Raw genomic sequence first — 18,753 nt, 5'->3', positions numbered from 1 at the left:
TCAGCTTGCCTTCCATGACGCAGCGCCCGCCGCGGTTACTTCAAGCCCCAGCTTGTCCAGCAAGGATAATGGCATAAACGTCCGGGTTCCGATCGAGATCAAATTCGCCTTTACGTCTCCTGCCTCCAACCGGTATCCCCGCTCCAGCATGAGCATTCCTTCCGAGGGAGCAAGCTCGGCGCCGCTAATCACGGGAGACGTCTGACTATTGCTACGCTTGGCTATAACTTTATGGGCCGCTTTATCCCATACCAGCCTGTAGCCCTGCTGCTCAAGCGAACGGACATCCACGTACGGCATGCCTTTATAATCGACCACGGCATATTGAAGTGCTCCCCAGCTCAACAGACCTGCTCTGCTTTTCACCCTGACGAACTCGCTGCGTACCGGCTGACCGGCCTGGATATCCTTATTCAGCTTGCCGTTATCGAGAACCAGACGGCCCCCAACAAGCACATAACGGATTCCATCGGATAGCTGCTCCGGATGCTCAACCGTCGAGCGGTCTTTAATCGTCTTGTAATCGAAGATGACGATATCCGCATCCATTCCTTTGGCGAGCCTGCCTTTCTTGCGCAGCGCAGGGGCTTGCTTTTCCAGCCTGTGAGCCGGCATAAGACTCATCTTCGCGAGAGCATCCATTAAAGAAAGGGTATGCTTCTCCCGGACATACCTTCCGATCGTTCTGGCGAATGTTCCGGAAGCACGCGGATGATTATTGTGGCCGGGCTCCAGGATCGCGTCGCTCCCAATCATCACGTAAGGCGCCTTGAGCGCCTTTACGACATCCTGTTCGGGGATAGCGTACGCTACCGCCAGCTTGCCTTCCGCGCGGTACCGGCCGAACGTCTCCTCGGTCAAGCGGTGATTGGTTCCCGCAATCTGCAAGTCACGGAACGTAATCCGGAATCTCGATTGCCAGCCCTCATCGAACCTTGTCGAGTTCAGGAAGGTCCCCCAATAATCGTAGGGATAGACGCAGGCGGTAATATCGAGCCCTTGTTTGCGGACAGCCTCCAGAAGGGAGAGCGACCTTTTCATCGAGAAAGTGCCCCCCGTGCTGTTGATATGATCAATATGGACGGCTGCCCCCGTTCTCCAGGCATAACCGATCAGCTCGTTAAGGGCATCCATATTGGTGCCCGGCTCCTCCATATCGGAATAACGGGCATGGAAGTAGACAGGCACGTTGTAATCATAGGCAAGCTGCATCATCGGCACAATCTCGGCTGCCGTTATACCCGGCACGTATTCAAGGCTGAAGGAAATGCCGAGCGCTCCGTTATTGAGTGCCTGCTCCGCCTGCTTGACCATCTCCGCGATCTGTTCCGGCCGGGCGCTGTCATAACGGCTGAGCCCATAACGGTTGCGGGCTTCCGTGTAGAAGAACGAGGCTCCGAAATGAACCGGCGTCGTGCTTTTTGCATAATAGTTATACCACTCTTTAGGCGTGGAGGTTCCACCGTGCATGGCAATATTGGTCGTGACCCCGTCGGCGATCTTGTTCCAGACCCCCAGCGGGTTCGGATTGTAGGACAGGTTGTCGATAAATCCCGGCGCCACGATAAGACCGGCTGCATTTATGACATGCTTACCCTTTAAAGGCTTAGATGTAACAATCGCAATACGGCTGCCGTTTACGCCGATATTCCAGCCCTTCTTATCCAGCCCGGTTTCAGGATTCATAACTCTGCCGCCGGCAATAACCGTATCGTAGACCGTCTCCGATACTGCCGCTCCGGATGCCCTGCCGCTGCTCAACATTCCCGTTACCCCGATAACCAACGCAAATAATAAAACAAAAAGACGGTACCGTTTGCGGCCTCCGTCTTTTTGGTGCTCATTCCTATTCATGAAGCCCCTCCTGAAGTCATGCTCGCTTGGCCTATTTTCTCCTACCCTATCTGAAAATATAGCTGCGCAAGCCATGCTTTTTGGAGATGCTGAATGCTCTTCGTTCATAATGGCCAATTGAAACCGGTCAGGCCTCCATCGCAACCGACGGCGAACCCGGAATAAAGGATTGGCAGTAATCGATGATTTCGCTTCTGCGGACGATGCCAATGAAATGGCCGCGGTCGTCCACTACGGGTACAAAGTTCTGAACCTTCGCAAGGGCAATCAAATCCTTCATATCCGCATCAATCCGAACCGAGCGGTTCATCATGCGGAGCGGCACATCCTGCAGCTTCACCTTATTGGCGTTCTCAAAGCTTATGCCCGGCGTGTTCTTCATGTACCAGAGAAGATCGCCTTCCGTTACCGTCCCCGCATATCCGCCCTCCTCATTAATAATCGGGACCGCAGAATAGCGGTGATGCTCCATCTTCTCGAGGGTTTGCCTGAGCGTTGCATCTTGCGTTACCGTAATAACCTCCTGCTTGGGCAGCAGGAAAAACGCAATATTCATCCGTCATTCAACTCCAATCTTTCCTAGTGGCTTCACTATAACATACGTAATGACATATAACTTTTCGGACATGAATACAATCTTCTCGAGAGAGTCGATTATAGAAAGGATGAGATCCGTTCATGTCCAGCGCTTCCTTCGAGCCTGATCGTTCCTCAACAGGTATAGACCCCAAAGTGGCAGGACTGCTTGCTTATTTCCTGGGCTTTATCACCGGTATTATATTCCTGGTCGTGGAGAAACAGAGCCGGTTCGTAAAATTTCATGCCCTTCAGTCTATCGCGATTTCCGTTGTATTCATTGTACTCAATATCGTGCTTGGTTTCATTCCCGTTATCGGCTGGCTTCTTGGTCTGGTTCTGACACCTCTTGGCTTTATTCTATGGATAGCCCTGATGCTGCTTGCCCTGCAGGGCAAGCGCTTCAAGCTGCCGTACATCGGCGACTGGGCGGAACAGCAATCACATAAATTCTGATTAGCTGAGGCAGTACGGGAGCGCAAGGCTTTCGTTGCTGCCTTTTTAAATCACCTGCCTATGTGTATGAACCGTTTAAGAATTCAGGAACAAGGTGGCATGACAGTACCGTTTGGCGAGCGAATGAAAATAAGAAGTACGGATCGAGATGACGGCGATGAACAAAATATGGCGCAATGCCTCCGTCTGCTCCTCGCTTAGCCGCGGCAATATTTGCAGGAACGGCTCCGAAGAGCTGTGAAGCATCTGCTCCATAATGGCCTCTCTATCCTTCGCATCCGTATATGGACGAGCCATATCGAACAGCCGGTAGCCGCTCGCGGCAAGCTCTTCATACATGGAAGTATACGCCGCATACAGCTCAAGCGGACCAATCAAGTCGTCTGTTTCGTCTTCCGGTTTATTGAACAGCCGGTCGAACAGCTTCCGTATGGAACCAAAATCGAGACTGGATTTCAGGTCTTCGATAATAAACAAGAGCGCTGTCTGATTCAGAGAATATTTCTTGCCGATTTTCGGACAGTCGAAATAAGCCTTGAAATCTCTCTTTACCCAGTTTTGCATCGATGTAATCGACATTTGCGAAAAATTTATCAATCCGCCTAACGCGGATATCTCCTGCAAAGAGAATCCTTTTACCTCGCGTCCTTTAATCAGCTTCACCAGGACAGGCGGAAGCGCCGTCGACAGGAAAGCCGGCAGCGACGATCCGGATTCATAAGCATCACGGTGCGATTGTTTCCAAGCCTGCTGCAGAACCTGTAGGGGACCACAGCAATTTTGGCCTTGCATCGCAAGCAGCAAATCCGCCATCTCTTTGCGGGTAAGCGTAAAAGCTTCCATATCGCTTACCTCCTTATGACATAAAGGGATTGGCTTGATGATTACAAGCTCATCTGAACTTATCATACGCCCCTGTACAGAGCCTTGTAAAGACGAGGTATTTGCCAAAATTGTAATGTTAGCTCCGAATTTTTCGTCATAATGGATGGTATTGCGCCCGTAAAGTAAAATAGCATGTTTGCATCTGCTAGCTGAAGTTCGTTATAGTAGATCATAGGAACTTATATTATTTAATAAAGGATTGTGAAGAACCCAAATGGACAGTAGTATAGGATTTAATTTGTTTATGATTGCTGTATTAATTGTATTGACCGCCTTCTTCGTTGCTACGGAGTTCGCAATTATCCGCCTTCGCGCAAGCCGAGTGGATCAGCTGGTGCTCGAAGGCAAGAAAAACGCGCTTGCCGTACAACGCGTGACAAGCAACCTTGATGCTTATCTTTCGGCTTGTCAGCTCGGTATTACGATTACCGCCCTCGGACTTGGTTGGTTAGGCGAACCGACCGTTGAACGAATTATCCATCCGTTATTCGAGAAATTGGGCGTAAACAGCGATTTGAATCATATTATTTCCTTTGTTATAGCATTCGTTGCCGTTACATTCCTGCATGTGGTCATGGGTGAACTTGCACCGAAGACATGGGCCATCCAAAAAGCCGAATTTATCAGCTTTGCCGTAGCCAAACCGATTATCTACTTCCACAAGATCATGTATCCGTTCATCTGGGTGCTGAATGGTTCCGCAACAGGCCTGATCCGCATGTTCGGACTGAAGGCTGTAAAAGAGCATGAAGAAGCGCATAGCGAAGAAGAAATTCAGATCATTCTGAACGACAGCTTCCAAAGCGGTAAAATCAATAACACCGAATACGGTTACGTGAGCCGGATCTTCGCCTTTGACGAAATGCTCGCCAAAGAAATCATGGTTCCGCGTACCGATATGATTTGCTTATATACGAATAACTCGATGATGGAGAATATGGACATCATCCGCAAAGAACAGTACACACGCTTCCCGGTTGCAACGGGCAGCAAAGACAACATCGTTGGCATGATCAACACGAAGCAGCTGTTCCTTGAATTCCAGGAAAACAAAGAATTCAATTTTCAGAAGCTGGTTCATCCGGTCCTGGCCGTTTCCGAGGTTTTGCCGGTTAAGACGCTCCTTAAGCGCATGCAGCAGGAACGCGTTCATATCGCGATTCTGATGGACGAATACGGCGGTACTTCCGGTATGATTACCATTGAAGATATTCTGGAGGAAATCGTCGGCGAGATTCGGGATGAATTCGATACGGATGAACGGAAAGAAATCGAGAAGCTTGCGGATAACTGCTACCTGCTTGACGGTAAAGTCTCGCTTGACCATGTATCCGAAATAACCGGCGTTGCCATCGATCAGGAAGATGTCGACACGGTCGGCGGCTGGCTGTTCACGGAGTTTACCGATCCGAAGCCAGGCAAGGAAATGCACTACGAGAACCTTCGTTTTATCATCCGTGAGGTTGGCAAGCACCGTATTAAGAAAGTCGAGCTTATTATCGAAGAAGAAGCTGACGAGAGCACTCATGAAGCCGAAGTGGAAACGGCGTAAATTATACGATGAACAAAGGGCAGCCCGCGAAGGCTGCCCTTTTCTTTTTATCCGTTATGCCGTCTGCTTTTCTTTAAATACCTGCTTGAGGAGCGGCGGCGTAATAAGCGTCGTCAGAATAACGACCAGAATAACCGAGGTAAAATATTCCTCCGGCAATAATCCGGACTCCAATCCCGATGCCGCTATAATTAACGCCACCTCGCCCCGCGATACCATTCCCGCTCCAATCGTAATGGAAGACCGGTTATTAAATCCCGTAAGCCGAGCGCCTAGACCGCCTCCGAGCAGCTTTGTAATCGCCGCAACAATCGTTACAAGCACGATGAAGAGCAGCTGCTCCCCTACGCCGTCAAAGGTTATATGCAGCCCGATGCTTACGAAAAAGACCGGCACGAATAACGTATAGGCAATCGGCTCTACCTTAGACTCCACCTGATGCTTGAATGGCGTTTGCGATACGGCAATACCGGCGGCAAATGCCCCGATAATGCCTGCAATCCCCATCTCTTCCGCGAAGTAGGAAAAGGCAAAGCAGATGATCAATGCGGCGCTCATGGCCGTTTCCGTTACCTTCAGCGGCGCAAACCATTTCAGGAATCGCGGCACAAGCAGCCAGCCCACTAGCCCGATAACGACAAAGAATAGTACCTTCTTGCCAATCAAGAGCCCCAGAGATACATCATTAGCCGGTATTAGGAAGCTCATCATGACCGCCAGCAGAATGACAACAAGCACATCATCCACCACTGCAGCGCCCAGAATGGTCGTCCCTTCCCTCGACTGCAGCTTATCCATCTCCTTCAACGTCTGCACCGATATGCTTACCGAGGTCGCGCATAAGAGCAGCCCCAGAAACAGCGCCTCGTTGCTTGATAGTCCAAAAGCTGCCGCAATCCCGTATCCTCCAACAAAGGGCAATAGGATGCCTCCAACCGCTACGGCAAAGGAAGGCTTCCAATTCCTTCTCAGCTGATCAAGATCCGTTTCGAGACCCGCAATGAACATAAGCAGCAGCACGCCGATTTCCGAGAAATGTCCGATAAAATCATCCGGTTTCACCCATCCCAGCACAGCCGGTCCGATGAGAATGCCTGCAATTAGCTTTCCTAACACGGCCGGCTGTCCCAGCCTGACTGATAACGCGCCAGCCAGCTTGGTTGATACGATAATAATAGCCAAATATAGAATGAACTCCATTTCCGCTCCTTCCTCCTTCTTTTCAGCATAACAAAAGGAGCCTGCTCCTATGCAGACTCCCGGAAATAGGCAGAAGGAGCCTGCAGTGGCAGGCTCCTCCAAGGTCATGCTTATTTTATTATTACTACGCGCGAACCACGAAACGGTTTCGCTTTTCAGCAAAATTATTTCAAGAACGAGAACAGACCGTTTACGTGAGTCAGGTAACGAACGTTACTTGCTTCTTTCATCAGTGTAGCCGCTGTACCTCTCAGCTTCAACTGGCTTGCACCGATTGTACCGATTGCATCTTTGCGGCCAAGGCTCGCAAGTACGCCGGAGTTAACGAATTGGAACGATTTCATCGGGATACCTTTCGCTTGCGCGAACAGGTTGTAACCGATGCACTCGCCCATTTGCCATGCGATTTGCGCGCTTGGCGGGTACGGACGGCCTTCTGGACCCATAACGAACGCGTTGTCGCCGGCCAGGAAGATATCCGAGTGGGATGTCGATTGCAGGAATTCCGTTACCGAAGCGCGGCCACGGTTTACTTCGATGCCACAGTTAGCTACTACAGGGTTGCCTGTGACGCCGCCTGTCCATACGAAAGTATTCGTTTCGATGGAGCTGCCGTCTTTCAGCATAACTTTGTTGCCTTGAACCTCGGTTACCGCTACGCCCATGATCAGGTTAACGCCACGGTTAGTCAGGCTGGATTTCGCGCGCTCAAGAAGGTCAGCCGGGAAGCCCATCAGAATAGTTGGACCAGCTTCGATGTTGTACAGGGAGATTTCGCTCTTGTCAACGCCGTACTGTTCACACCATTTTGGAAGCATATCAACGATCTCGCCGATCAGCTCGATGCCTGTCAGGCCGCCGCCGCCAACAACGATTGTTGCGTCTGCTTTGTTTTTCGATTGCGCGTAAGCTGCGATGCGGTTTTGGATATGCGCGCTAACGGCTTTCGCTTCTTCAACCGATTTCAGCGTCAGGCTGTTTTCTTCCAGGCCAGGAATGCCGAAGAATGCTGTTTCGCCGCCGAGAGCGACAACCAGCTGGTCGTATCTAACTGTGCCGTTGCCAGCCAGCTTCACTTGTTTTTTCTCCGGATCAATGTTATCTACAGTGTCGATAACCAGGTTGATCGATTTGCCTTTCAGCAGTTTATCCAAAGGAAGAGCTACGTTTCCTTCGTTTACGCCGCTAACAGCCAGACGGTGAAGCTCGGTAATGATTTGGTGGTAAGGAGTTTTGTTGATCAATGTAATTTCAGCTTCTTCAGCCGAAATATATTTGCGAGCTGTCAGTGCGCTAAGAAGACCGCCGTAACCGCCGCCAAGAATTAAAATTTGCTTAGCCATGTTTACCCTCCGCTCTTGTATGATTAACCGTTTTTACGCTCAGCCAATACGTTCAGGAACGATTGGGCGAAACGAAGCGTTGCTTGTACTTGCGGATCCTTCAGCATTTTCAGAATGCCAAAGAGACCAATTGTAGAGTTGTCGGCTTGCGCGCGGTCGCCAGCTTCAACAGCTGCGTTAGCGATGCCTTTAGTCGTGTCTACGATTGGTTTAACGAATTCGCCAAAGCCATGAACCATATCGTTCACAAGAACTTTGTCGTTAGCTACGGTAGTAGCCACATCATAAGCTTTAGTAAGCAGGGTTACCAGTTCTGCCAGTTTAGGCAGGTTTTCCACCAATTGAGTCAGCGATTGCTGAATTTCTGGCTTCAACAGTTGCTCAAGCACGTCCAGTTCACGTACGGAACCGGATTCTTCAGGTAATTTCGTTACGGTTTCAGACATACGAATGCATCCCTCTTTCCATCTGTAATCGATCAATTGATTTACTTGCATAAGCCGTTATTCCACATCTGTCATTTAAAGTGAAATTATTCACAATGAAGACCCAACATCATCGCCGACTTGTATGCACGAACTATATCTTATTGTATTCCTCTTCCGCCAAATGATCAATTCCTATTTTATAAAATAAAAGAAAAAAAGCCCATTGGTTTCCCAATAGGCTTTCTTCCAAAAGAACTACTCAGTTGTGTACGGCAGCAAAGCCACAGTACGAGCACGCTTGATAGCAACCGTCAGCAGACGTTGGTATTTCGCGCTAGTTCCAGTTACACGACGTGGCAAGATTTTGCCGCGCTCGCTGATGAACTTTTTGAGCAGATCAGTATCTTTATAGTCAATGTGAGTGATTTTGTTCACAGTGAAGAAACATACTTTACGGCGTTTGTTGCGTCCGCCTTTACGGCCGCCGAATTTGCGTTCTGGACGCTCTCCGTCTCCGCCTTCTCTTTGCTTGAAGCTCATTCGAACCCATCCTTTCGATTAAAATGGCAAGTCATCTTCTGATATATCGATCGGTCGACCGTCATCCGAGAACGGATCACGGCTGTTGTTGTTGCGTGGAGTACTAGGCTTTCCGCCGCCGCCGTTACCGCCACCATAAGGAGCGTTACCGCCGCCGCCGCCAAAAGATCCTCCGCCGCTGTTGTTATTGCCTCCGGCATAACCGCCACTCTCTTGCGGAGCTCCGCCTTCACGGTTAGATTCCAAGAAGCGAACGTTATCGGCAATAACTTCCGTCACATAGACGCGTTTACCTTCGTTGTTCTCGTAGTTACGCACCTGAATGCGTCCTTCTACCGCGGTTAAGCGACCTTTACGCAAGTAATTAGCGCATGTCTCAGCCAACTGCCGCCAAGTTACGACCGGAATGAAATCCGCTTCGCGCTCGCCCTGACCGCTCGTAAACGGCCGGTCTACTGCTATCGTAAATTGCGTAACTGCTACACCCGCAGGCGTATAACGCAATTCGGGGTCTCTTGTTAATCTGCCAATCAGTATTACACGATTCAACATCGCCTCTGGACCTCCCAATCGAACATCTAGCGTGGATTAAGCAACGTCTCTGACGATCAAGAAACGGATAACTTCATCCGTAATTTTCATGATGCGGTCAAGCTCATTAACAACTTCGTTGTTCGCGTTGAAATGAACCAGAACGTAGTAACCATCACGAATCTTATTGATCTCATACGCAAGACGGCGTTTACCGATCACATCTTGCTTCGTGACTTCCCCGCCATTGTTAATGATGCCACTGAATTTGTCGACGATGGCTTGAACGTTTTCTTGCTCAACGTCCGGACGAATGATGTACATCACTTCATATTTGCGCATTGTGTTTCACCTCCTTTTGGACTAAGCGGCCCCCGAAAGGGCAAGGAGCGAGATTATTACTCGCATCTACACAGTATAGCAAATCGCCTACTCATTGACAAGTCATCCGCCGTTCCCGATTTCTGCCTTTCATGTCCGCACCTTCTCCGGTGAATAATAAAAATCCGATAAGGAGGTGAACGAGTATGGGCGAATGGACAATATTTTCCCCCGGCGACCGTGCGCCAAACGACGGCGTCTATATTGAAACAGGCGATAATTCTTACCATATGGGTATCAACAATCCGCAGAAGGTGAGTCTTAAACGCGGAGAGAAATTTCCGGAGACCTCGAATCATGAGCGCAGATGGAAACGGATGGGCCACAATTAATTTTTGAACAGCCCTGAATAAGATCTTTAGCTCCCGGACATCATAATTATCGACGGTGAAGAGAGGTGTGGTTCCATTGGACCTGAATAGGGGCAAGGACTACTAGAGAATTTGACTACTCATCACTTGAGAAGCGAGGCGTTGTGCTAAATACACATTGCTGTAACACACGAGCAATCGCGATCGGAAAAGCGATACCTAATGGAATTGTGTACCGATCTGTGAAGATTGCACCTGGTTTTCCGTTGTATGAAGGCGATAATTCATCGAAACTTACAACACCGTCGAAAAAGGGACTCGCTAGAGTCCCTTTTTTCCGTTTCGGCAATGACAAGCATGAATGAATTCTCTCAAGCGTTCCGACCTGCCAGCAGCCGGCCCACATAAACGCCGCTTGCCGCTGCCTGGGATAAGGAATGCGTTGTCCCTGAACAGTCTCCGATAACATAAAAGCCTTTAATATTCGTCTCGAACTTATCGTTTGTCTTTATTGCCGGTGAATACAGCTTCCCGTCAATGGCGTACAAAATGGTATCTTCATCAATGGGTGCCCCCAAGAGCTTCTCCAACGCGTCCAGAAACGCCAGAGTAGCCTCTATATACCGTTCCGGCAATTCTTCCCTCAGCTCCGCAAACTCAGCCTCCAGCGTCGGCATAACGCTTCTGACGGCAGCTTGGCCTTCGAAGGACTGGTACTGCTGCCCTCTACGGAGCGAACCAAGCCTTTGAGCTGCAATCCGATTCCGCCCCCGGTTAATCCCGCCGACGATATTTTTCAAATAAGCATCTGCTTCGTCAAGCGTAGCAAATCGGTTCGGCACAAACAGGGTAAAGTTCAGGTTGGAGCTACCCTCCTCCTTCTCGCGGAAGTTTTGTCCGTCCGGCATTGCCAGTCCTTCCTGAAGCTTGAGCACAACCCTCCCCTGCGGATTCATGCAATAAGTCGTAGCTGTGCAGCCCTCTCTTTCGAAGCTAAGCTTGGTCTCGAAGGAACGCTGAAGAATCGAAGCCAGCTGGTCGCCCTTCATCTCGATGCGAAGCCCCAGATCAACTCTTGCTTCTCCCCTGCCAATTCCAAGACTCTCGCATTGATTGGTAAACCATTCGTTCCCGCTCCTGCCGGTTGCCACAATTACTTGCCCGGAATCAATAACCGTTCCATCAGCCAGTTCTATGGCAAATCGCCCTTCCTCCTTCGGATAAATTCGAACGGGCTCTGCCTCAAATCTCATCGCGATTCGTGAATCCAAGTATTCGTACATGCGCTCTAGAACGGACCTAGACAGTTTTGTTCCCAGATGCCGGGTTTTTGTCGTCAGTACGCCAAAACCAGCTTTCCGTGCCCGCTCAGACAGTTCCGGATCATAGGTGCTGTACAGCTCCGACGCGCCTGCTCCGTACTTGCAGAGGATCGTATCCACGTCATCCATCAACCGCAGCGCAGCTTCGTACCCGGTCTTCCGCTCCAGCTCTCCGCCGAAATCATTCGTATAGTTATATTTCCCCTCCGACAAGCCAAGGCCGCCAAAACCGATATAACTATCGCTTCGTTCGCCAAGCTTCTTGCCTTTATCCAGCATTAATACCTGCAGCCCGCTTGCGGCTAATTCATGGGCGGCGAATATGCCGCTGACACCTGCTCCGATAATCGTAATATCATACCGACTCATTTCACTCTCACCTGTTTCTTCTGAAGATACAAAAAAGCTCCTACGTGATCTCGTAGGAGCCTTCTTCTTTATGTAACCGCCTAAGCGTTATGGACGAAATATGGCGGAGAGGGTGGGATTCGAACCCACGCACGCTTTGACACGCCTAGCTGATTTCGAGTCAGCCCCCTTGGGCCTCTTGGGTACCTCTCCGTTTGTGTCAAGCAAAAACTATATTATCACAGGCCTTGTCCCAATGCAACTGTTTTTTCAAAAAATATTAAGCCTGTTCGTTTTGCCCGGAATCCGCTGCGGAACGCAGTACTTTCTTCATATTTTTCTCGAACTTTGCTCTGGGAATCAGAACGCTATGCTTGCAGCCGACGCATTTAATACGGATATCCATCCCCATGCGGATAATTTCCATTTCATTGGATCCGCAGGGATGCTGCTTCTTCATTTGAACGATATCGCCCAGTTCGAATTGTTTACGCTCCATTCGGATCGCCGCCCCTTTCATTGCGATGATACGTTACCATTCGCGGATACGGAATGTCAATTCCGTGGCCGTCCAGCACTTTCTTGATATAAGCGTTTAATGCCCTTGCTACAATAGCTTGCGTATTAGGAAGACATTCTGCCGTTACGCGTACCTTCACCTCGGTTGAAAGCATGGTCTGAATACCCAGCACCTCCGGAGGCTTAACGAGATTGTCATTTTCAAACCGCTCGAGTTCTCTACGGATAATCACTATCGCTTTCTCCGCGTCCTCCTCATAACCGATCGATACATCAATAAACGCAATTGAATTATGCATCGAGAAATTCGTAACCTCATTGATCATGCCATTCGGAATTATATGCACTTCTCCCGTCCAGCTTAGGATCCGTGTTGCCCGTAGTCCAATGACCTCGACCGTTCCTTTGAAATTGCCCGTCTGAATGACATCGCCAACCGCGAACTGATCTTCAAATATAATAAAGAACCCCGTAATAATATCTTTCACTAGACTTTGGGCACCAAATCCGATAGCAAGTCCAATGACACCGGCCCCCGCGAGCAGCGGCGCCAACTGTACGCCAAACTCGTCAAGCACAAGCATGCCGATAATGAAATATCCCGCATAAGAGATCATGTTTTTGACCAGCTTGCCTACTGTCGTCATTCTTCTGGTTTGAAGGACCATCCGGCTCTCCGAGCGATTTAATACGACCCGGTCAATCGTTTTGTTCGCGGTCCAGATAATAACCTGTCCAATGATGATTATAAGCGCAATGCGCAAGACCGATTGTCCAAAACCTTCCCATGTTGTCTCGCTTGTCATCCATGCCGCAACATCTTTATAGTAGGCTTGAATATCCATTTTACCGCACCACCATCCTTGCACATCCTACAGGTCAACTTGTTCATACCCGTCCTGAATTGGTTTGAAAACTCCTCTTATTTCTACATTCTCCGTTTCGATAACATGCTTGACCGTTTCCAGTTCTTCTCCCGGAAAATGAATCGATAACGCGCAGCCAGCCGTAATTTCTTTCGGAGTTGGGCATATATCGATTTCGACCTCCGCGTATTCCAGCAGCATCTCCGCGCGCAGCGCTTGCTGTGTCGAATCAAAGGCGATTAACATCGCGATTCTCCTCTCCCTCACCTCATAGAACGAAACTATTGGCTTCGCGACGTATAAAATGGTTGTCCTATCCATATACTAGTATCATATTGGCATTTATGGAGGGGATTCTATGAAACTATCTTTTATGAAGGATATACCGTTAAAGGTTCCTTACACGGAAGCGAATGCTGTTGGTCAAATCGTCAACCGGCTATCTCTTATGATCGACGAGATGTCCGCCGGGCGGCCTATCGTAATCGTGTGCGTTGGAACAGACCGTTCTACCGGCGATTCTCTTGGCCCACTGATCGGCACGACCCTTTCCAAGTATCAGAGCCCCTACTTCTCCCTATACGGCACCTTAGAAGAGCCCGTACATGCCATGAACCTCGAAGAGACACTCCATCAGATCAATCGCACTTATCAAAAACCGTTTGTTATCGGCATTGACGCCTGCCTTGGGCAAGTATCCAGCATCGGTTCGATACAAGTAGGCACAGGCCCCGTAAGACCTGGCGCCGGCGTAAACAAGGAGCTCCCTCCTGTTGGCGACATCCATATTACAGGCATCGTTAACGTGGGCGGATTTATGGAGTATTTTGTCCTGCAGAACACGCGTTTACATCTGGTCATGAAAATGGCCGACATCATCGCTTCCAGCGTATTCTCCTCCATCATGAACAGCATCCATGTCTCTGCACGCTCCAGAGAACAGGCAGCCGCCTTGGAACATCCGGGCACTAATTAATTACTTCGCTTCAGCTATTGCCTTGCGCTCTTCCGGAGTAAGGGTATAATTCGATTCGCCTTTGCTTACCGGCTTGGCATACACGTAAGTATTCTCCCGGCTGTGCAGCCCTGAGATCACTACCCCATCCTGCGCCGCATTTACCACAGCAATCGAGAAGCTAAGATCACTACCCTGATCGGCGAATGCATTGTAGCGCAGTACACCAACGCGGCCTTTTTCCTGCTGCTGCACTTCTTTCATCTGTTCCATTTGCTTCAGGAGCTTCTCGCTTTGCAGCTCTTGCGCCGTAATGGACTGCTTCAGATCGATAATGACTTCTTCCAGATTCGTAATGCCCGTGTTGCCCATCACTTCCACATACTGCTTTCTAAGCTTTTTCAGCCTTCTGCCAACAATTGAAATTCTAATCAATAACACGATGACCAACAATGCTAGTACAACCGTAACCCCATTCATCGGGTTATTCGTCCACTCATCCATTTCGAACTTCCGCCCCCAGAAAATTATGCTAAGAATATTGCTTCCGTATTTCTTTCACTGCTGCAACAAGGGCATCCGCTTCTTGCTCTGTTGTAAAACAACCTACGCTTGCTCGTACTGCGCCTGTTCCTGTTGTACCTGCACAGGCATGGGCCAGCGGTGTGCAATGAAAGCCCGCTCTAACCGCAATTTGATAATGCTGATCAAGTATAAAGGACATTTCAGACGGATCGATTCCGTCGGCTACGAATGCGACTATCCCCGTTCTTTGCTCGCCAAGCTTTGGCCCAAGAACCTTAATCCCATCCACTTCTAATAGTCCGTCCATTATCCGCTGGGTTAATGCCCATTCCTTAGTATGGATGTTATGAACCGTCTCATGCAGAACATATTCGACACCCGCCTTGAGACCTGCGAGGCCGGGTGTATTTTGCGTTCCTGCCTCATACCGGTCAGGACGCACGCTAGGCTGCTCAGGAGCCTCAGATTGACTCCCTGTTCCGCCATGCAGCTGAGGAACGAGATCAACGTTAGGATGGATGTACAGACCTCCTGTGCCTTGTGGGCCAAGCAATCCTTTATGACCAGGGAAGGCCATCATATCGATTCCCATCGCCTCTACATCAATCTCAAGAATGCCAGCGCTTTGAGCCGCATCAACAAGGAGCTTTATGCCCTTTTTTCGGGCCAGTTCGCCAATTTGAGCGATTGGTGCAATGGTGCCGAGCAGATTAGAGCTATGGTTAACTATAATTAATGAAGTTTGCGCAGTTATGGCCGAAGCAATCCGTTCCACCTGAATTCTGCCTGCCTCATCTGACTCTACATACGTAACATGAATACCTAGAGCGTGCTTTAAATACTCCAGTGGCCTTCTTACCGAATTATGCTCAACCGAAGTAGCAACCACATGGTCCCCGCTTTTCACCCAGCCCTTGATTGCCATATTTAATGCGGCTGTCGTATTTGCGGCAAATGCTATATCATTCGGATTTTTAATCCGAAACAGCTTCGCTAATTGCTTCCTCGTATCAAACAAGACACGGCTAGCTTTTACAGCCATCCGATGACTGCCTCGTCCCGGATTTGCCGCTTCATGCAGCATGGCATGCTGCATCGCCTCCAGTACAGCCGGCGGCTTTGGCCACGAAGTTGCAGCATGGTCCAAATAGATAATCCTTTCCACCTTGTTCCATCCTCCTCTCTCTCTCTTTCCTCTCAAATTTCCTTCCCAAATACCATAACAGAACATAAGAATAGCATACCTTAGTTTAATCTTTCAGTACAAAGATTACAACTTTGGTATGCTAGAAATTCACCTAAATCATGCCATATTCTGGAGCAGTTCGAGCAGCCGCTCGAGATCCTGCTTATTGTAGTATTGCAGCTCGATTTTTCCTTTATCCTTTTGCTGTTTAATCTTAACCGTTGTTTTAAAACGGTCTCTAAGCGACTCTTCCAAGCTCTCGATATACGGATCCCGTTTCTTCGACTTTGCTTTCGCTTTTGCCGCTTCTACCGTTTCCTTCACTTCAAGTTTTTGAATCGCTTCCTCTAGATCGCGCACGCTCCAGCCAAGATTGACAGTCCGGTCAGCCATGTCCTTCTGGACGGCTGCATCCTTGATTCCCGCTAACGCTCTAGCATGACCCATCGAGATTGTTCCACGTGAAACATTGTCTTTTATCTCAGCAGGCAGTGCAAGAAGGCGAAGGAAGTTCGCGATATGGGAACGGGACTTCCCCACCTTCATCGACAGCTCTTCCTGGGTAAGCTTGAACTTATCCATTAAGCCTTGATAAGCCATTGCTGTTTCAATCGCATTCAAATCTTCACGTTGCAGGTTTTCAATCAAAGCAATTTCCATTACCTGTTGATCGGAAAATGCTCGCACCACTGCAGGGATCGTTGCATTGCCGCAAAGCTGCGACGCACGGAACCGTCTTTCCCCTGCGATGATCTCATAACCCTTCAATACCGTCCGCACAATGATCGGCTGAATGACACCGTGCTGTTTGATCGACTCTGCCAATTCCTTAATGGATTCATCATCAAACGTTTTGCGTGGTTGGTATGGGTTCGGACGTAATTGCGTCAATTGAATTTCAATGACTTTATCGTCTTCGCTTACCGAAAGCGATGGAATAAGCGCATCAAGTCCTCTACCTAGCCGCTTGCTCATACATAATCACTTCCTTAGCAAGTTCAAGATATACTTCAGCACCTTTGGATCTTGGGTCATACGTAATAATAGCTTCGCCGTGAGAAGGCGCTTCACTTAAGCGAACATTACGCGGAATGATGGTTTGATACACTTTCTGCTGGAAATACTTTTTCACTTCTTCGATAACCTGAATACCCAAGTTAGTCCGAGCGTCCAGCATGGTCAGCAATACGCCCTCAATTTGAAGCGCCGTATTCAGATGCTTCTGAACAAGTCTTACTGTATTTAAGAGCTGGCTTAGTCCTTCCAGCGCGTAATATTCGCATTGAATTGGAATGATAACCGAATCAGCTGCCGTTAAAGAATTAATCGTCAGCAGGCCAAGAGACGGCGGGCAATCAATTAGAATATAGTCGAATTGATCCTTAACTAGGGACAAAGCCTTTTTCAGACGAAGCTCACGCGATATCGTTGGTACCATTTCAATCTCGGCACCTGCGAGCTGAATCGTCGCGGGAATGATCTTCAGACCATCAATCTTTGTTTCAAACATGGCATCCTTCGGATGCACGTCATTAATCAACACATCATAAATACAATTATTTACATCTGCTTTATTAATGCCAATTCCGCTTGTCGTGTTCCCTTGAGGGTCAATGTCAACAAGCAGCACCCGTCTACCGAGTGTTGCCAGGCAAGCCCCTAAGTTAACAGACGTTGTCGTTTTACCAACACCGCCCTTTTGATTGGCTATTGCAATGATTTTAGACAAACTTGTTCACCTCTGTGTCCAAACTTTTAATCCCCTGATGATCTAACGGTGAAACGTATCGGTATAAACGGTTTCGCCGTCCTCGAAGAGGACGGCCCGGATTAGTACTATTACGTTCATCATGAATGACTTACGCAAAGCTAATTTTTCGGTATATGAATAGTAATTTCATAAAAATCGCCAAGGTCTTTTTCGTCTGCTTTGATTTCCATCCCCGTGCTGGACACCATCTGAACAGCTTGACGGATCGTATTAAAAGCAAGACGCGTGTTCTTCGGCATCGCAAACCGCTTCGTTTGCTTCGACTTCGGTTCTTCCTTCAGAGATGCAATACGATTCTCCGTCTGTTTGACGTTTAATTCCTTCGTAATGATCTCTTCCAGCACCTGATTCTGAAGCTCTTCCGTATCCAGAGAAAGCAACGCTCTCGCATGTCTCTCTGATATTTTACGACTAGCGAGGGCTTCTTTGACAGTGTCATTTAATCCCAGCAACCGCAGCTTGTTTGCAATTGTAGACTGACTCTTGCCTAAACGCTGCGCAAGGCTCTCCTGTGTCAGCTCATGAAGCTCGATCAGCTTTTGGTAGGCAACCGCTTCCTCAATCGCCGTCAAATTCTCGCGTTGCAAATTTTCGATCAATGCGATAGAGGCCGTCTGTGAATCGTTAAATTCACGGATAATAGCCGGAATTGTATCATATCCAAGCTTTGTTACCGCCCGCCAACGACGTTCGCCTGCAATAATCTCATATCTGCCATTTCGAGCGCGAACAACAATGGGCTGAATAACGCCATGCGTTTTGATCGTTTGGCACAACTCATCGATACGTTCATCATCGAAGATTGTCCGAGGCTGGAATGGACTCGTATCAATATCTTGAATAGGAATCTGCCGAACCTCTTCTTGACCGCTTCGCTGATCACTTAGACCGAACAAACGGGAAAATGATTCTTTCATATTATCTACTCTACCACCCGACCAAGAAACCATTACCGTTATAGTGGTTGGTTTCCAAGATGTGCTGCTATGCATTAACGGTAAAATTCCCGTTACTACCATTTTATCTATATTACTTCTCTCAGACAACCTCGTTTAATAGACTCGCTGTTGCGTTAGAAACCCTATGTAAAAACTTGTAAGAACGGGATTCTTTCTCTACCCTTTTATTTCGACTTCAATTTGGTTTTTTCCTGCTTGATCTTCGCAATATTTCGAATAGACACAAATAAAAACCTCCGTATGTT

At 48.6% G+C, this 18,753-nt stretch carries 22 protein-coding genes and 1 tRNA gene; 4 read left to right on the top strand and 19 right to left on the bottom strand.

The features are described 5' to 3' along the window. Both CFI03_RS03155 and CFI03_RS03150 read right to left on the bottom strand, forming a co-directional pair. On the bottom strand, positions 1–1,854 hold the full coding sequence (locus tag CFI03_RS03155) for an amidohydrolase family protein (protein ID WP_116394513.1): 1,854 nt from the start codon (positions 1,852–1,854) through the stop codon (positions 1–3). Between the two features lie 127 nt (positions 1,855–1,981). Then, positions 1,982–2,410 carry a CBS domain-containing protein gene (locus CFI03_RS03150; protein WP_116394512.1) on the bottom strand — a complete coding sequence of 143 codons (429 nt, stop codon included), beginning with the start codon at positions 2,408–2,410 and terminating at the stop codon, positions 1,982–1,984. Between the two features lie 122 nt (positions 2,411–2,532). Here CFI03_RS03150 and CFI03_RS03145 point away from each other — a divergent pair, with 122 nt between their 5' ends. Continuing rightward, positions 2,533–2,886, top strand: a complete 354-nt coding sequence (locus CFI03_RS03145; protein WP_116394511.1) for a DUF4870 domain-containing protein — start codon at positions 2,533–2,535, stop codon at positions 2,884–2,886. A 75-nt stretch (positions 2,887–2,961) separates the two neighbouring features. Here the strand turns inward: CFI03_RS03145 and CFI03_RS03140 are convergent, their stop codons facing one another. Further along, a complete protein-coding gene (locus CFI03_RS03140; protein ID WP_116394510.1) occupies positions 2,962–3,729 on the bottom strand; it encodes a DUF1836 domain-containing protein in 768 nt (255 codons plus the stop codon). 286 nt (positions 3,730–4,015) lie between these two features. Between CFI03_RS03140 and CFI03_RS03135 the strand changes: the two genes are divergently transcribed. Next, positions 4,016–5,323, top strand: coding sequence for a hemolysin family protein (locus CFI03_RS03135; protein WP_236013260.1), 1,308 nt, complete (start codon positions 4,016–4,018; stop codon positions 5,321–5,323). Between the two features lie 54 nt (positions 5,324–5,377). On the opposite strand, the gene CFI03_RS03130 is transcribed toward CFI03_RS03135, so the two are convergent. The 6 genes from CFI03_RS03130 to rpsF all read right to left on the bottom strand — a co-directional run bounded on the left by CFI03_RS03130 (position 5,378) and on the right by rpsF (position 9,707). Then, positions 5,378–6,523, bottom strand: coding sequence for a cation:proton antiporter (locus tag CFI03_RS03130; protein ID WP_116394508.1), 1,146 nt, complete (start codon positions 6,521–6,523; stop codon positions 5,378–5,380). Positions 6,524–6,687: 164 nt separating this feature from the next. Further along, entirely contained in the window at positions 6,688–7,866 is a 1,179-nt protein-coding gene (locus CFI03_RS03125; RefSeq protein WP_116394507.1) for an NAD(P)/FAD-dependent oxidoreductase, read from the bottom strand. Between the two features lie 23 nt (positions 7,867–7,889). Further along, a complete protein-coding gene (locus tag CFI03_RS03120; RefSeq protein ID WP_116394506.1) occupies positions 7,890–8,312 on the bottom strand; it encodes a DUF1641 domain-containing protein in 423 nt (140 codons plus the stop codon). A 237-nt stretch (positions 8,313–8,549) separates the two neighbouring features. After that, on the bottom strand, positions 8,550–8,834 hold the full coding sequence (gene rpsR, locus CFI03_RS03115) for a 30S ribosomal protein S18 (RefSeq protein ID WP_015847810.1): 285 nt from the start codon (positions 8,832–8,834) through the stop codon (positions 8,550–8,552). A gap of 18 nt (positions 8,835–8,852) precedes the next feature. After that, positions 8,853–9,386 (bottom strand): single-stranded DNA-binding protein, encoded by a 534-nt coding sequence (ssb, locus tag CFI03_RS03110; protein ID WP_116394505.1) that lies wholly within the window; start codon positions 9,384–9,386, stop codon positions 8,853–8,855. Positions 9,387–9,422: 36 nt separating this feature from the next. Continuing rightward, on the bottom strand, positions 9,423–9,707 hold the full coding sequence (rpsF, locus tag CFI03_RS03105; RefSeq protein WP_091189332.1) for a 30S ribosomal protein S6: 285 nt from the start codon (positions 9,705–9,707) through the stop codon (positions 9,423–9,425). A 185-nt stretch (positions 9,708–9,892) separates the two neighbouring features. Between rpsF and CFI03_RS03100 the strand changes: the two genes are divergently transcribed. Further along, positions 9,893–10,078 (top strand): YjzC family protein, encoded by a 186-nt coding sequence (locus CFI03_RS03100; RefSeq protein ID WP_116394504.1) that lies wholly within the window; start codon positions 9,893–9,895, stop codon positions 10,076–10,078. Between the two features lie 350 nt (positions 10,079–10,428). Here CFI03_RS03100 and CFI03_RS03095 read toward each other — a convergent pair whose 3' ends face one another. The 5 genes from CFI03_RS03095 to CFI03_RS03075 form a co-directional block, all read right to left on the bottom strand. Then, positions 10,429–11,748, bottom strand: a complete 1,320-nt coding sequence (locus tag CFI03_RS03095) for an NAD(P)/FAD-dependent oxidoreductase (protein ID WP_116394503.1) — start codon at positions 11,746–11,748, stop codon at positions 10,429–10,431. A 101-nt stretch (positions 11,749–11,849) separates the two neighbouring features. Continuing rightward, positions 11,850–11,940: transfer RNA gene (locus CFI03_RS03090), tRNA-Ser, on the bottom strand. Positions 11,941–12,007: 67 nt separating this feature from the next. After that, on the bottom strand, positions 12,008–12,226 hold the full coding sequence (locus CFI03_RS03085; protein ID WP_116394502.1) for a DUF951 domain-containing protein: 219 nt from the start codon (positions 12,224–12,226) through the stop codon (positions 12,008–12,010). After that, positions 12,216–13,091: a mechanosensitive ion channel family protein gene (locus CFI03_RS03080; RefSeq protein WP_248756437.1), complete on the bottom strand. Its 876-nt coding sequence runs from the start codon at positions 13,089–13,091 to the stop codon at positions 12,216–12,218. Before CFI03_RS03080 ends, CFI03_RS03085 begins: the two co-directional genes overlap by 11 nt. 27 nt (positions 13,092–13,118) lie before the next feature. Then, complete coding sequence (locus CFI03_RS03075; protein WP_116394501.1) at positions 13,119–13,358, bottom strand: putative Se/S carrier protein; 240 nt, start codon at positions 13,356–13,358, stop codon at positions 13,119–13,121. A 112-nt stretch (positions 13,359–13,470) separates the two neighbouring features. On the opposite strand from CFI03_RS03075, the gene yyaC reads away from it, so the two are divergent. Further along, a complete protein-coding gene (yyaC, locus tag CFI03_RS03070) occupies positions 13,471–14,088 on the top strand; it encodes a spore protease YyaC (RefSeq protein WP_116394500.1) in 618 nt (205 codons plus the stop codon). Here yyaC and CFI03_RS03065 read toward each other — a convergent pair whose 3' ends face one another. The 5 genes from CFI03_RS03065 to noc form a co-directional block, all read right to left on the bottom strand. Then, positions 14,089–14,571, bottom strand: coding sequence for a DUF4446 family protein (locus CFI03_RS03065; protein ID WP_116394499.1), 483 nt, complete (start codon positions 14,569–14,571; stop codon positions 14,089–14,091). It lies immediately after the preceding gene. Positions 14,572–14,599: 28 nt separating this feature from the next. Beyond that, positions 14,600–15,757: an aminotransferase class V-fold PLP-dependent enzyme gene (locus CFI03_RS03060; RefSeq protein WP_116394498.1), complete on the bottom strand. Its 1,158-nt coding sequence runs from the start codon at positions 15,755–15,757 to the stop codon at positions 14,600–14,602. A gap of 138 nt (positions 15,758–15,895) precedes the next feature. Further along, entirely contained in the window at positions 15,896–16,753 is an 858-nt protein-coding gene (locus CFI03_RS03055; protein ID WP_116394497.1) for a ParB/RepB/Spo0J family partition protein, read from the bottom strand. Continuing rightward, entirely contained in the window at positions 16,734–17,507 is a 774-nt protein-coding gene (locus CFI03_RS03050) for a ParA family protein (RefSeq protein WP_015847822.1), read from the bottom strand. Before CFI03_RS03050 ends, CFI03_RS03055 begins: the two co-directional genes overlap by 20 nt. 140 nt (positions 17,508–17,647) lie before the next feature. Beyond that, positions 17,648–18,466, bottom strand: a complete 819-nt coding sequence (noc, locus tag CFI03_RS03045) for a nucleoid occlusion protein (protein WP_116394496.1) — start codon at positions 18,464–18,466, stop codon at positions 17,648–17,650. Positions 18,467–18,753: the final 287 nt, after the last annotated feature.

This window comes from Paenibacillus sp. ATY16 (genome assembly GCF_003399985.2).
Lineage (GTDB): Bacteria > Bacillota > Bacilli > Paenibacillales > Paenibacillaceae > Pristimantibacillus > Pristimantibacillus glycanilyticus.
Note: the sequence above shows the minus strand (reverse complement) of the source record. Positions and strands in the feature narration are given on the sequence as shown.

Bases quoted from the DNA above. Each gene is read 5' to 3' on its own strand.
- CFI03_RS03055 (WP_116394497.1), bottom strand. From the start codon at position 16,753: ATGAGCAAGCGGCTAGGTAGAGGACTTGATGCGCTTATTCCATCGCTT.
- CFI03_RS03080 (WP_248756437.1), bottom strand. From the start codon at position 13,091: ATGGATATTCAAGCCTACTATAAAGATGTTGCGGCATGGATGACAAGC.
- CFI03_RS03075 (WP_116394501.1), bottom strand. From the start codon at position 13,358: ATGTTAATCGCCTTTGATTCGACACAGCAAGCGCTGCGCGCGGAGATG.
- CFI03_RS03120 (WP_116394506.1), bottom strand. From the start codon at position 8,312: ATGTCTGAAACCGTAACGAAATTACCTGAAGAATCCGGTTCCGTACGT.
- yyaC (WP_116394500.1), top strand. From the start codon at position 13,471: ATGAAACTATCTTTTATGAAGGATATACCGTTAAAGGTTCCTTACACG.
- CFI03_RS03150 (WP_116394512.1), bottom strand. From the start codon at position 2,410: ATGAATATTGCGTTTTTCCTGCTGCCCAAGCAGGAGGTTATTACGGTA.
- CFI03_RS03145 (WP_116394511.1), top strand. From the start codon at position 2,533: ATGTCCAGCGCTTCCTTCGAGCCTGATCGTTCCTCAACAGGTATAGAC.
- CFI03_RS03095 (WP_116394503.1), bottom strand. From the start codon at position 11,748: ATGAGTCGGTATGATATTACGATTATCGGAGCAGGTGTCAGCGGCATA.
- CFI03_RS03085 (WP_116394502.1), bottom strand. From the start codon at position 12,226: ATGGAGCGTAAACAATTCGAACTGGGCGATATCGTTCAAATGAAGAAG.
- CFI03_RS03135 (WP_236013260.1), top strand. From the start codon at position 4,016: ATGATTGCTGTATTAATTGTATTGACCGCCTTCTTCGTTGCTACGGAG.
- rpsR (WP_015847810.1), bottom strand. From the start codon at position 8,834: ATGAGCTTCAAGCAAAGAGAAGGCGGAGACGGAGAGCGTCCAGAACGC.
- CFI03_RS03155 (WP_116394513.1), bottom strand. From the start codon at position 1,854: ATGAATAGGAATGAGCACCAAAAAGACGGAGGCCGCAAACGGTACCGT.
- CFI03_RS03140 (WP_116394510.1), bottom strand. From the start codon at position 3,729: ATGGAAGCTTTTACGCTTACCCGCAAAGAGATGGCGGATTTGCTGCTT.
- ssb (WP_116394505.1), bottom strand. From the start codon at position 9,386: ATGTTGAATCGTGTAATACTGATTGGCAGATTAACAAGAGACCCCGAA.
- CFI03_RS03125 (WP_116394507.1), bottom strand. From the start codon at position 7,866: ATGGCTAAGCAAATTTTAATTCTTGGCGGCGGTTACGGCGGTCTTCTT.
- CFI03_RS03100 (WP_116394504.1), top strand. From the start codon at position 9,893: ATGGGCGAATGGACAATATTTTCCCCCGGCGACCGTGCGCCAAACGAC.
- noc (WP_116394496.1), bottom strand. From the start codon at position 18,466: ATGAAAGAATCATTTTCCCGTTTGTTCGGTCTAAGTGATCAGCGAAGC.
- CFI03_RS03065 (WP_116394499.1), bottom strand. From the start codon at position 14,571: ATGGATGAGTGGACGAATAACCCGATGAATGGGGTTACGGTTGTACTA.
- rpsF (WP_091189332.1), bottom strand. From the start codon at position 9,707: ATGCGCAAATATGAAGTGATGTACATCATTCGTCCGGACGTTGAGCAA.
- CFI03_RS03130 (WP_116394508.1), bottom strand. From the start codon at position 6,523: ATGGAGTTCATTCTATATTTGGCTATTATTATCGTATCAACCAAGCTG.